Genomic DNA, 12,089 nt, shown 5'->3' with positions numbered 1-12,089 from the left:
GCTAAAAAAAGCACGTGACATGTCGGTCACGTGCTTTTTACCTGCTCTTTTTCACTAGAAAACCGTTGTGTGAGTTTCTGTTGATGGGAAGAGAAGATCTCTTCTACTGTTACATCATAGAGATCAGCTAGAACTAGTAGATTTCCTAAGACATCTCCCATTTCTTCAATAAGGTCCTTTCTTAACGCGGCGTCCTCCTGTGTTTTCTCATCAGGTCGATCGCGTCCAATTTCGACCGCCCTGACTGCACGAGCGAGTTCTCCTGTTTCTTCCATCAGGAAACCTAACCTGATAAACGGCCCGTATTCTGTCCAATTTCTCATTTTGTAGAAATCTTTGATCCATTTTTCCATTTCAGTTGTTTGCATTCTCTTTATACAGCTCCTTATATGGTGTTCACCTTCTGATTTTACACTATATATAGATGGAGTGGCTGTTTCTTTACAATGAATTATAGTAGAATGAGTGGGTGAAGAAATCATAGAGAGAGATGGAGCTGTTTTGATGAAAACGATTTGTGTGTTTGCTGGTTCGAATCCAGGTGTGAATGACATCTACAAACAAAAAGCTGTCGAGCTAGGGGCTTATATGGCAGAGCAAGGAATCCGTCTTGTATACGGTGGCTCACGAATTGGCTTAATGGGCGCTATAGCGGATGAGGTATTAAAAAACGGCGGGCAAGTGATCGGAGTCATGCCAAAAGGGCTTTTTAGAGGAGAGGTTGTGCATCAAGAGCTCACTGAACTCATTGAAGTCAAAGGAATGCATGAACGAAAAGCGAAAATGAGCGAGCTGGCCGATGGGTTTATTGCCATGCCAGGTGGTTTTGGTACATATGAAGAATTATTTGAGGTGCTATGCTGGGCGCAAATTGGCATCCATCAAAAGCCAATCGGATTGTATCAAGTGAATCAGTATTTCAAACCGCTCCTCGACATGGTGACGTTCAGTGTACAGGAAGGTTTTTCGAATGAATCACACCTTCAATTGCTGCATGCCTCTGGAGAACCGGAAGAATTGATTTCACAGATGGCTTCCTATCAAACACCGTCTCTTCAGCAGAAATGGACGGAGCTGTCTTAAAACAGATGCATAACAAAAAACCGCCTGTTCAAAGAGCAGACGGTTTGTTTTGTGATTATTTTTGTTCTTCTGAATTACGGGTCAAGACTTTGTCAATGAGTCCGTATTGAAGTGCTTCTTCCGCTGTTTTGAAGTTGTCACGATCTGTATCGCGCTCAATGACTTCAATTGGCTGACCAGTACGTTCAGCAAGTACTTGGTTCAGTTTATCGCGTAAAGAAAGGATTCGTTTTGCCGCAATTTCAATTTCTGTTGCTTGACCTTGCGCACCACCTAGTGGTTGGTGAATCATCACTTCACTATTTGGAAGGGCATAACGCTTACCTTTTTCACCAGCAGCAAGCAGGAACGCACCCATAGATGCAGCCATACCAATACAAATAGTTGATACCTTTGGTTTAATAAATTGCATCGTATCGTAAATGGCCATACCAGCTGTGATCGAACCGCCAGGGCTGTTAATGTAGATAGAGATATCTTTTTCTGGATCCTCGGCTTCTAAGAAGAGAAGCTGTGATACGATGGAGTTGGCAACATTGTCATCGATCGCAGAACCAAGCATGATAATACGGTCTTTTAAAAGACGAGAATAAATGTCGTAAGCTCTTTCCCCACGATTTGTTTGCTCAATGACTGTAGGTATTAAATTCATAATGTTCCTCCTTCACCTTTTAGGTAAGTATGTAATTCAATGATACATTTTTGGTCAATAAAGGTCAAACAAAATGCTGACCTAAAATCAAATACCCCTATCCATTTTCCCCAAAACTCTTCCACTTCAAACCATCATATGAGTATATGTATGGGAATGAAGAAAATGCATCGACAGGGATAGCGATTAATCATTGCTTTCTTGCAGCATTTCCCTTATAATTTGATATGCTGACGTTCAAAAAACATATCGTGCGCTCGTAGCTCAGTTGGATAGAGCGGTGGTTTCCGGTACCACGTCTGCCGGGGGTTCGAATCCCTCCGAGCGCGTCTTGAGTATCCGATGGATCATTTATGAAAGAACTTGAAAACCCTTTGAAATAAAGGGTTTTTTTGTTTTTTTATGAGTGGTATTGTGTGAGTGAATTGAGAGGAACTTCACTATGTATTAGCGCGTTCATTTTGTATCGAAAAACACAGATTAATATTGTTAAAAAGACAAATTTTCTTGATGATAGGTAATCAAGTAAACTTAATCTATTATTGGAGTATAAAGTCAGTTCATCAATATTCTAAAAGCTTGTTCAACGAAAAGGGCAAAATTCATTCATAAGGAGGCACTAATGAATTGTGAAAGTGTTTTACATCAAATTGAAGTAGCTGTTAAAACATTGATAAAAATAGTAAGTCAATTAGAAGAAGCTGATTTACAAAAAAGACCAACACCTCATAAGCAGTCTATCGGAGAGTTGCTGGAACACATTGCGATCATTTGTGAAGCTGACTGGCGTATTGCAAATGAGGCGACCCAAGAAGAGATGGCAACATTTTATGCTAATGTATCATATAAAACTGTAAAGTCGATAGAAAAAGGCTTAATGACTAATTTCCATTCATTAAAAAATAATTATATGAAATTATCGGACACAGAACTACTGTCTCGTACCACTTCCTATTGGGGTGTGACATATACAAGGTATGAATGGTTGTTAGAGATATTAGCACATGTTTATCATCATAGGGGACAATTACATGCTATGCTTGTTCACTGTTACAATCAAGACCCCAAAATTTTAATGTTTGAATGATGTTCTTCGACTAAAGGGTGTTTTGCTTTCATAATATCCTGTAATAACATCTATCGTGTCGGGGTTTTATAGATTCTCAGCGTGTGCATCCAACCTAGTTCACAATTGAAAAAGGTTTCTCGAACCCTCTCCATCAGAAGAGGGTTTTTTGTATGTGGCGTTCACTGCTAAAACTTTACATCTAAACCACACTGCTTATGTTATAATTAATAATCATTCTCAATTAAAGGTGGTTTCGTAAGTGAAAAAAATGATTTGGCTTATGAGTCTGCTGGCAGTATTGTTGGTGGCTTGCGGGCAGAAAGACAATAAAGAACAAGAATCAAATACTCGTACATATACAACTGAAACGGGTGAAAAGATCACCATTCCAGACAAACCGAAACGAATTGTTGTGTTAACAGCACAGCTTGGAAATTTTAAAAAGTTAGGTGTGACACCTGTTGGCATGACAGATGTTTATCCTAAATCATCCTTTTTAGATGAAACAGGTGTGAAGAGGGTGCCGATAGAAAATGTGGAGGCAATCGCCAAACTGAAACCTGATCTCATTATTGCGTATTCACAAAATGATCAAGTTGAAAAATATAAAAAGATCGCAAAAACAATTACTTTCACAACAAGTGAACATAGCTTTAAAGAGATGCATATTGAAATCGGAAAGATTCTTGGAAAAGAATCGTTAGCCAAAAAACAAATACAAGAAATGGACGAGCAGCTGAAAAAAGACGGCAAAGAGGTCAAAGCAAAAATTGGTGAAGACAAGACGTTCTCCATTATGGATGTGCAGCCTAAGCAGGTGTACTTATTTGGTACAGACTTTGGTCGTGGAGGAGAGGTTATCTATCAAGGGTATGGATTCAGTTTGCCTGAAAAAGCAGAGAAAGCTCTACCAAAAGAAGGGTATCTCGGTATTTCATTAGAAGAGATGAACGAGTATACAGGTGACTATTTACTTGTACCAACAAAGGATGGAAAAGCACCTAATTCTGATATCACAGGTAGCGGTGTATGGAAGAAGAATAAAGCAGTAAAACAAGGACATGTTCTAACCTATTCAATCAAAGAATTTATCTATGCTGATCCAATCTCAATTGAAAAACAGTCTGCTGCGTTTAAACAAATGCTGCTCAAAAATTAATAGAAAAAAGACAAAGCACTTAAAAAGGAGGCTTTGTCTTTTTTTCTGCTATCCTCTTAAAAATACTAGCCCTAAGACTCATTTATCCCCTTTTCAGGCGTATTTGTTGAGCCTGATCACTGTATAAGATTAACATGGAAGGGAATTGACAATAAGGAGAGGATTCTTGTGGCGAAGGTTTTAATGATTACGTTCCCAGCTGAAGGACATGTGAACCCAATGTTAGGGATGATAAGAGCATTTGTTGATCGAGGTGATGAAGTGCATGTGGTCACAACTGAACATTATCAAAAACGGATCAAACGCTTAGGCGCTCACATACATATACATCCAGATTATATTCGGACATTAAGCGTGGAAGAAGACGATTTGGAGTCCATGCAGCCATTTTTTCATGCCATGCTACAAACGTCATTAGACATTTTAGAAGTGGTGGAAACTCTTTCTCAACAGCATTCATTTGATTTGGTCTATTTTGATATGTTTGGAGCAGGTGAGCTTGTGCGGGATTACTTACAGATTCCAGGCGTCGGTTCGAATCCTTCTTTTGTGCTGCAGGAGGCGCATTTTGATACACCTCTATACAGAAAAGATGAGAAGGCGGCTCATCTGTTAGAAGAAATACATGAACGTTTTGGCGTTCAGCCAAAGCATTTGATGCAATTCATGAAAAACCGCGGCGAACTGAATATGGTGTATACAAGTGAATATTTTCAGCCGTCTGTTGATGCATTGGATGATTCGTTTGTTTTCATTGGACCGAGTTTTCTAAAACGTGCTGACCAGCACGATTTCCCATTAGAAGCGCTTGAGCGGGAGAAGGTTGTCTTTATTTCAATGGGAACGGTTCTTGGAGATACTGAAGCATTCTTTAATATGTGTATTGATGCCTTTGCCGACTTTGATGGAAAAGTGATTCTCGCAACTGGTGAAAAAATCGACATGTCTCTCCTAAAAGAAGCGCCATCTCATTTTCTCATCGAGCCTTATGTGCCGCAGCTTGAAGTCCTTGAACTGACAGATGTGTTTGTGACCCACGGCGGGATGAACAGTGTCAATGAAGGTATTCATTATCATGTTCCAATGGTTGTCATCCCGGTTGACAAAGATCAGCCGATGGTGGCAAAAAGACTGACGGATCTCTCTGCTGCTCGTGCACTCGATAAAGACCAGCTGACAGCAAGGCAGTTGAGAGATACTGTAGAGAGTGTACTCGGAAGTGACACATACCGTGCTGGGATTGAAAAGATTGAAGAAAGTTTCCAAACAGCAGGTGGAACAGAAAAAGCATTACGTGTCATTGATCAGTTTATGCAAGCGAAACAGATGCAATAGGTAAGGTGTTTACCCAAGTTGGCCAGCCTGTCTTAATAGGAAACCCACTTGACAAAAAATAACCAATCTTTTATCGTATACGTAACAAACGACGGAAGGGTGACCCAATGCAATGAAGTACTAATCCTATGACCTGTAAGCAAAATGAAAGAACGAAGGCAGTGAGCAAACGATATGTGTTGCTATGTTTGCTGCGTTTTCATTTTTTAGCTTCGGAATAGGATGGTACAGCTTGGGAATCAAAGATTGAAGTGATGGATACGGGGGATATGTGTGCTCATTTGTTGAACCGCATGTCATTCTGTATCGATACGCTTATTTTTGTACACCATTTTGCCTCCTATTCTGAGAATGGGAGGCTTTTTCATGTCTCCTGATACGAAAGGAGAGGGTTGGATGTTACTGAGAGCCCACCAATTAAAAGTATTTCGAAAGGATCGTTTGTTATTTGATATAGAGGAGCTTGCCATTCATCAAGGGGACCGAATCGGCCTTGTAGGGACAAATGGCAGTGGGAAAACGACATTGCTCCATGTACTAGCGGGGAGGGAAAAACCAGACAGCGGCACATTTGCACACACTACAACTTGTACGCTGCTTCCTCAACTAAAGACAGGAGATGGCAGACAAAGTGGCGGAGAGATGACACAAGCTTATATTGAAAGAGCTTTAAGCCGGCCTTCTGCCCTTTTATTAGCCGATGAACCCACGACTCATTTAGATACGGAGCATATTGAGTGGCTAGAAGAAAAGCTTCGTCATCATCAAGGTGCTCTGATTGTCGTCTCGCATGACCGTGCTTTTTTAGATGCGTTATGTACAGACATTTGGGAATTGGAAGATGGGAAGCTCAAACTATACAAAGGCAACTACAGCGATTTTGCCCGGCAAAAAGAACTCGAACATCGCCAGCACGTGGAGGCGTACGAGGTGTATACCCAAAAGAAAAAACAGTTAGAACATGCACTGCAAAAGAAAATGAAAAAAGCCGACAAAGCGACAAAGCCATCTCCAAAGCTGAAATCCTCGGGGCCTAAAATTGCGAAGCCTTATTATGCAAACAAGCAAAAAAAGCTTCAAAAAACAGCCAAATCTATTGAAACAAGAATGGAGAAATTAGAAAAGGTGGAGAAGGTGAAGGAAGTCCAGCCTCTTCAAATGACGCAGCACACCATGAAGGAAGTGGCAAGCCGCTCCATTTTTCGTGTCGAACATGTAGATGGCATGGCAGGAGATAAAGTCCTTTGGAAAAAGGCGAATGTTGAAGTGAGAGGCGGAGACAAAGTCGCGATCATTGGGAAGAATGGGAGCGGTAAAACGACATTTCTCCGAATGCTTGTAAACGGACATCCCGGGATTTTTCGTTCAGAAGCCGTGAAGATTGGTTATTTCAGCCAAGATCTTTCAGGACTGAATCTAGATGAATCGATCTTACAAAATGCACTGGAACAGGCGATTCAAGATGAGACGATCGTTCGCACCGTTTTAGCGAGACTTGGGTTTCGGGGAGACGATGTGTATAAGCTGACGAACGTATTAAGCGGCGGGGAACGGGTGAAGACGATGCTTGCAAAGTTGCTCGTCAGTGATGCCAATGTTCTGATGCTTGATGAACCGACGAACTTTTTAGACCTTGCGGCAGTAGAAGCGCTTGAAGGACTTTTAAAAGATTACCCGGGCACGATTGTGTTTGTCTCCCACGACAGGAGGCTCATTGAGCAGGTGGCTACTCGTATTCTTCATGTGCACGAGGGTACCATTGAACGCTTTGATGGCACCTATGAAGAATATAAACAAAAGGAAGAAAAGCCAGCTGCTACAAAGAAAGAAGAAGAGCTCCTGCTGATTGATATGCAGCTGTCTGAAGTGCTCAGTCGTTTAAGCATCGAGCCTTCTCGTGAGCTTGAAGAGACGTTTCAAGCATTGTTAAAAAGAAAGAAGTTGTTAGAGTCATAAAAAAAAGCCCCTGTGTTTACTGCACAGGGGTCTGTTCGTTTCGTTCTTTTTTCAATTGTTCAAGTTCGCTGACTGTGACAAGCTGGTAGCCTTGTTTGGTGAGTTCATGTATGATCTTCACTGCTGCTCGAGCAGAGCTGTCATAAATATCGTGCATGAGTACGGTTTTGCCATCTGCTGCATGTGAGAGAACATGGTTTGTGATCTGCTGGCTGTTGCGAATTTTCCAGTCTTCAGGATCGACATCCCACAATGAAACGTTCATGCCCACCGCTTGATTGATGTCGGGATTTGTTCCTCCATATGGCGGTCTAAAGTGCGTAGGAGTATAACCGCTGGCCTTTTCAATCAGCTTCTGCGTGTCTTTTACTTGTTTGACCGCTTCTTTTAGAGGGAGTCTCGTTAATAAAGGATGGTTATATGAATGGTTTCCGATCTCATTTCCGCCCTTTAAAATGTCGGCAAGCATTCCAGGATAATACTGAACCCTGCTTCCTAATACGAAAAAGGTGGCGTGTCCTTTATTTTCTTTCAGCGCTGCTAAAATGGTTGAAGTTGTGGCTGGGTTTGGACCATCATCAAATGTGAGTGCGATGGCTTTTTTATTCGGATCAAGCTTTGGCTTTTGCGGCAGCTTGACGGCTTTTCTTTTTGGATTCGGTTCTTTGATTTCATTCTGATTTTTGGTCTTATTCATATATTCCGGCTTCAAGATATCTTTTAGCAACGTCTTTTTGATCGCCAGCGTTTGCGGACCTAAGTCCTTTGCGGCTACTTGAGAAGCTGGGAAATAGAACTCTATATATTTCTCTTTTAAGGCGAATTGACTGAAGTTTTGATCAGTAGGGGCTGTTCCTTTTTGAAGGAGTGATAGATCCTTAGACAAGGTTTTATCTTTTTTAAGCTCCGTGTATGTAATATAGGATAATTTTTTCAAATAGTCCTTTTTTGGTTGAAATAAATCTTTTGTGTCAAGAAAGTCTTTTTTCTGAAAATCGAAATTGATTGTCACGTGGTGAGTGGTCCCATTTTGCTGACCTGTATATGTATAGGTCGTAAAATAAATGGCCGCAGATTGTTTTGCATAGTGCACCATGTCATAGTCAATATTCAGTTCAAACCGTTTGTTTTCATCAATGTCCTTTGCTTCACTAAATGTCTTTTTGAAATGCTCTAATGCTGAATTCGCATAGCTTTGAATCTTGTCATCTAGCTTTTTTTGATGAAAAAGTGGATAGTTCACCGCATATCTCATAAACTTCCCGTCATTTACAAGAGTAACAATTTCAACATTTTTATAATTCGTATCCTGCTTCACATTTTTCTTCTCTGTACCGCTTGCTTGCTGATTTTGAAAGAATGCAACTGTTCCAATGACGATGGCAAGCGCAAATAGGATGATACTCCATTTTCCCTTTACTGACACAACTTTCAATTCTCCTCTCATGACGGGTCATTCTTTATTCCTTTGACATCTGTTTGTAATATTTTTATAACAATTGACTTACTTTTGTAATTTTAGGGGATTTTCATGCGGAATGTCAACTATTTTCCTATTAAAATACTGTAAAAATTGATAGGTCTTTCAGAACGAGAAAAAGCAGAAGGAAAGAATTCTCTTATTTGCCGTCTACCAATACCTTCAATAATTAAAAAAATGAGCCGTACATTGATTTTTCAGAGGCTGACAGCTATAATTTTGATGATTATGATTCTCATTTTCAAACTGACTTTTAATGAAGAAAAGGATGACACCGATTTTGCCGGATAAGCGAACATCTCAACAAAAACGATCATCACCTATTTTGTTCTTTTTATTGTTTTTTCTCGCTGTCATTGGTTTATTGGCGGCTATGTTTTTGGCTGTTTCATACGGTGCAAAGTCATTGTCTTTGCAAACGGTCTGGACAGCTGTGTTTGACTATCAGTCTCATGTGACAGAGCAGCAGATCATTCATGAATTAAGGCTTCCTCGTGTGTTAGGAGCTGCGCTTGTTGGAGCGGCGTTTGCTGTGGCAGGTGCGCTGATGCAAGGCATTACAAGAAATCCGCTGGCAGATGCGGGGATATTAGGCATTAACGGCGGTGCGATGTTTGTAGTCGCTCTCTGTTTTGCTTTTTTTCCAGGAATGCCTTATTCGGCATTGATGTTATTTTCTTTTTTTGGTGCCGTTCTCAGTACACTGCTGATTTTTGCCATTGGGGCGGCTGGCGGCGTGCTGACTCCACTTCGGCTCACTGTAGCTGGAGCTGTTGTTGCCGCATTGCTGCATGCGCTAAGCTCAGGTATCGCCATTTACTTTGATCTCAGTCAGGATCTGGCTTTTTGGTATGCAGGGGGTGTGGCAGGTGTCAAATGGCCGCAGCTGATGATCCTTGCTCCAGTCATTCTCATTGTCATCGTTTGGGCGATGTTATTAGGACGATCCCTCTCGTTATTATCACTTGGTGAAGATGTAGCTGCGAATTTAGGGGTGAAAACCCGGCAAGTGCGAATACTAGGTATGGCAGCTGCGGTTCTGCTGGCAGGCGTTTCTGTATCGGCGGTTGGGTCTATTGGGTTTGTCGGGCTTGTCATTCCGCATATTGCACGAAAGCTGGTTGGGGTCAATTATCGTTTCGTCATTCCGATGTCAGCGATTTTAGGCGCAATGCTTCTCGTCTTCGCTGATCTTGCCAGCCGGACAGTAAATCCGCCAAGAGAGCTTGCCATTGGCGTCATGGTGGCACTTGTTGGTGTTCCTTTCTTCTTATATATTGCCAGAAAAGAAGGGAGGAACCTGTCATGAAAGAGAAACGGCGTGCTCTTGTCGTGACAGCCGTTTTGCTTTGTCTGAGTGCGGCTGTCGTGCTGTATAGTTTAAATACCGGCACGCTGAAACTCAGTCCTCTCGTTGTCGTCAAAACGTTATTTGGCTTTGGAGATTTCCAAAGTGAGACGGTGCTGTTTGATTATCGTCTGCCTCGAATCGTCGTGACGATACTAGCTGGAATAGGTCTAGGCATCGCAGGTGGCATTTTGCAGAGTTTATCCCGCAATCCACTGGCTGACCCTGGGATTATTGGTCTGAATGCAGGAGCCGCATTCGGCTTAATCATCTTTGTGACGTATTTTCACGTACTAGAAGGAAATCCATCTTTACTCATTCCGCTCTTTACATTTGGTGGAGGCCTACTTGCGGCGGCAGTCATCGTTCTTCTTGCGTACGACAGGCATGAAGGGCTTGTGCCTATCCGGCTGATCCTTGTTGGAATTGCCGTAGCTGCGGGGTTTAGTGCATTGACGTTATATTTGTCATTGAAACTGGATGAAGATACATACACCTTCGCTTCAAGGTGGCTTGTGGGAAATGTATGGGGAAGAGACTGGATTCATGTGCTTGCGCTCCTACCTTGGATCGTATGTCTTGTCCCGCTTACGCTCATGCAGTCCAGCACACTCAATGCGTTAACGTTAGGTGATGCCGTCGCCTCAAGTGTAGGAGTACGTGTAGAGCGCAAACGACTTTTTCTTCTCACCTTAGCTGTTGGTCTAGCGAGTGCAAGTGTATCGATGACAGGCGGAATTGGTTTTATTGGCCTTGTTGCACCTCATTTGGCGAGGCGTCTTGTCGGCTCACTGCACCAATATTTTTTACCAGTGAGCGCCTTGCTTGGATTGTTGATTTTGGTCAGTGCTGATACACTCGGACGTTCCATATTTGCCCCAAATGCCATCCCAGCGGGTGTGGTTGTGGCTTTTATCGGAGCACCTTATTTTCTCTATTTACTAACAAAAACAAAATAAGAAAGAGGAACTCATCATGAAAAAAGTACTTGTGTTTGGTTTAACGCTCTGTTTCTTGATTCTGGCCGCTTGTGGTCAACAGGAAACAAAGAAGACAACAAATCAAGATGAAAACGGAACACCTAAGATTGCGTCCTTGTCGATTCATTTAACAAATGACTTATTAGCACTCGGGATAAAACCTGCTGGCTCTGTTGTAGGGGGAGACTTAAAAGATTTCCTTCCACATGCGAAAAAGCAGCTTAGCCAAACGAAAAAGCTGGGCATCGCAGCAGATCCTGATATGGAGTCATTGCTTGCTTTAAAACCAGATGTCATTTACGTCGATGAAGAACTGGCTGGACAAGACTTATCAAAATACAAGAAAATCGCCAAAACCGAAGTGTTTAATTTAAATGATGGCACATGGCGTGATCATTTGAAAAAAATCGGCAAGCTCGTCAATAAAGAAAAAGAAGCCGATCAATATATTAAGGACTACAATCAAGAAGCAAAAGAAGTCAAATCACTCATCCAGAAAAAGATTGGAAATGGAAAAGTGATGGCGATTCGTGTAACAGCAAAAGAGCTTCGAGTATTTAGTATGAAACGTCCGATGGGGCCAATTTTATACGATGATTTAGGACTGACACCTGTAGATGGTGTGAAAAAACTGGACAGCAAACGTCCATTTGAAGTCATTTCTCAAGAAGTGCTTCCTGACTTTGATGCAGATGCTATTTTTGTCGTCGTGAACCGTGATGATAAGGCGCAACAGGCATTCAAACAGTTAGAACAGACGCCGATTTGGAAAGGCCTAAAAGCCGTGAAGAAAAACCAAGTGTATCCGATTGCCGATCAGCCATGGTTAGATTATTCAGCTCTAGGCAACAAAATGGCAATGGATGAAGCAAAAAAGATGTTCTCTAAATAAACAGCACATAAATCAAGGCATCATTCCGCATCTAGGAATGATGTCTCTTTTTTTGATTCGTTCTTCTATTCATTCGCTTTTTGCATACATATGAGAGGGAACGAGCAGTATCGCCCGTATGAAAGGATAAGGGGA

At 41.7% G+C, this 12,089-nt stretch carries 11 protein-coding genes and 1 tRNA gene; 9 read left to right on the top strand and 3 right to left on the bottom strand.

Going from position 1 to position 12,089, the window contains the following annotated elements; translation table 11 throughout:
- Positions 1-26: 26 nt before the first annotated feature.
- On the bottom strand, positions 27-368 hold the full coding sequence (locus NSQ52_RS16385; RefSeq protein WP_047945650.1) for a MazG-like family protein: 342 nt from the start codon (positions 366-368) through the stop codon (positions 27-29).
- Positions 369-504: 136 nt separating this feature from the next.
- Here NSQ52_RS16385 and NSQ52_RS16380 point away from each other — a divergent pair, with 136 nt between their 5' ends.
- Positions 505-1,083 (top strand): TIGR00730 family Rossman fold protein, encoded by a 579-nt coding sequence (locus NSQ52_RS16380; protein WP_024719873.1) that lies wholly within the window; start codon positions 505-507, stop codon positions 1,081-1,083.
- Between the two features lie 55 nt (positions 1,084-1,138).
- Here NSQ52_RS16380 and clpP read toward each other — a convergent pair whose 3' ends face one another.
- Positions 1,139-1,735 carry an ATP-dependent Clp endopeptidase proteolytic subunit ClpP gene (gene clpP, locus NSQ52_RS16375; RefSeq protein ID WP_024719872.1) on the bottom strand — a complete coding sequence of 199 codons (597 nt, stop codon included), beginning with the start codon at positions 1,733-1,735 and terminating at the stop codon, positions 1,139-1,141.
- Positions 1,736-1,988: 253 nt separating this feature from the next.
- Between clpP and NSQ52_RS16370 the strand changes: the two genes are divergently transcribed.
- From NSQ52_RS16370 to abc-f, 5 genes are all read left to right on the top strand, one after another.
- Positions 1,989-2,064 (top strand) — tRNA-Arg (locus NSQ52_RS16370).
- A gap of 293 nt (positions 2,065-2,357) precedes the next feature.
- Positions 2,358-2,822 carry a DinB family protein gene (locus NSQ52_RS16365; RefSeq protein WP_251185077.1) on the top strand — a complete coding sequence of 155 codons (465 nt, stop codon included), beginning with the start codon at positions 2,358-2,360 and terminating at the stop codon, positions 2,820-2,822.
- A 250-nt stretch (positions 2,823-3,072) separates the two neighbouring features.
- Positions 3,073-3,963, top strand: coding sequence for an ABC transporter substrate-binding protein (locus tag NSQ52_RS16360; protein ID WP_234879727.1), 891 nt, complete (start codon positions 3,073-3,075; stop codon positions 3,961-3,963).
- A 168-nt stretch (positions 3,964-4,131) separates the two neighbouring features.
- Positions 4,132-5,298 carry a macrolide family glycosyltransferase gene (locus NSQ52_RS16355; protein WP_326242361.1) on the top strand — a complete coding sequence of 389 codons (1,167 nt, stop codon included), beginning with the start codon at positions 4,132-4,134 and terminating at the stop codon, positions 5,296-5,298.
- Between the two features lie 396 nt (positions 5,299-5,694).
- Complete coding sequence (gene abc-f / locus NSQ52_RS16350) at positions 5,695-7,254, top strand: ABC-F type ribosomal protection protein (protein ID WP_326242360.1); 1,560 nt, start codon at positions 5,695-5,697, stop codon at positions 7,252-7,254.
- Positions 7,255-7,270: 16 nt separating this feature from the next.
- Here abc-f and NSQ52_RS16345 read toward each other — a convergent pair whose 3' ends face one another.
- Entirely contained in the window at positions 7,271-8,680 is a 1,410-nt protein-coding gene (locus NSQ52_RS16345; protein ID WP_096881881.1) for a polysaccharide deacetylase family protein, read from the bottom strand.
- A gap of 334 nt (positions 8,681-9,014) precedes the next feature.
- Here NSQ52_RS16345 and NSQ52_RS16340 point away from each other — a divergent pair, with 334 nt between their 5' ends.
- From NSQ52_RS16340 to NSQ52_RS16330, 3 genes are read left to right on the top strand one after another with little or no spacing between them, the layout of a single operon-like run.
- Positions 9,015-10,043 carry an iron ABC transporter permease gene (locus tag NSQ52_RS16340; RefSeq protein WP_025208011.1) on the top strand — a complete coding sequence of 343 codons (1,029 nt, stop codon included), beginning with the start codon at positions 9,015-9,017 and terminating at the stop codon, positions 10,041-10,043.
- A complete protein-coding gene (locus tag NSQ52_RS16335; protein ID WP_025208010.1) occupies positions 10,040-11,041 on the top strand; it encodes an iron ABC transporter permease in 1,002 nt (333 codons plus the stop codon). The genes NSQ52_RS16340 and NSQ52_RS16335 overlap by 4 nt, the downstream gene beginning before the upstream one ends.
- A 16-nt stretch (positions 11,042-11,057) precedes the next feature.
- Positions 11,058-11,954, top strand: coding sequence for an iron-hydroxamate ABC transporter substrate-binding protein (locus NSQ52_RS16330; protein ID WP_007500130.1), 897 nt, complete (start codon positions 11,058-11,060; stop codon positions 11,952-11,954).
- The last annotated feature ends 135 nt before the right edge of the window (positions 11,955-12,089 follow it).

Source organism: Bacillus sp. FSL W8-1141, assembly GCF_038593205.1.
Classification (GTDB): Bacteria; Bacillota; Bacilli; order Bacillales; family Bacillaceae; genus Bacillus; species Bacillus altitudinis.
The sequence above is the reverse complement of the archived record's forward strand: the minus strand, read 5'-3'. Positions and strand labels throughout refer to the sequence as shown.

Bases quoted from the DNA above. Each gene is read 5' to 3' on its own strand.
- NSQ52_RS16385 (WP_047945650.1), bottom strand. From the start codon at position 368: ATGCAAACAACTGAAATGGAAAAATGGATCAAAGATTTCTACAAAATG.
- NSQ52_RS16380 (WP_024719873.1), top strand. From the start codon at position 505: ATGAAAACGATTTGTGTGTTTGCTGGTTCGAATCCAGGTGTGAATGAC.
- clpP (WP_024719872.1), bottom strand. From the start codon at position 1,735: ATGAATTTAATACCTACAGTCATTGAGCAAACAAATCGTGGGGAAAGA.
- NSQ52_RS16365 (WP_251185077.1), top strand. From the start codon at position 2,358: ATGAATTGTGAAAGTGTTTTACATCAAATTGAAGTAGCTGTTAAAACA.
- NSQ52_RS16360 (WP_234879727.1), top strand. From the start codon at position 3,073: ATGATTTGGCTTATGAGTCTGCTGGCAGTATTGTTGGTGGCTTGCGGG.
- abc-f (WP_326242360.1), top strand. From the start codon at position 5,695: ATGTTACTGAGAGCCCACCAATTAAAAGTATTTCGAAAGGATCGTTTG.
- NSQ52_RS16335 (WP_025208010.1), top strand. From the start codon at position 10,040: ATGAAAGAGAAACGGCGTGCTCTTGTCGTGACAGCCGTTTTGCTTTGT.
- NSQ52_RS16330 (WP_007500130.1), top strand. From the start codon at position 11,058: ATGAAAAAAGTACTTGTGTTTGGTTTAACGCTCTGTTTCTTGATTCTG.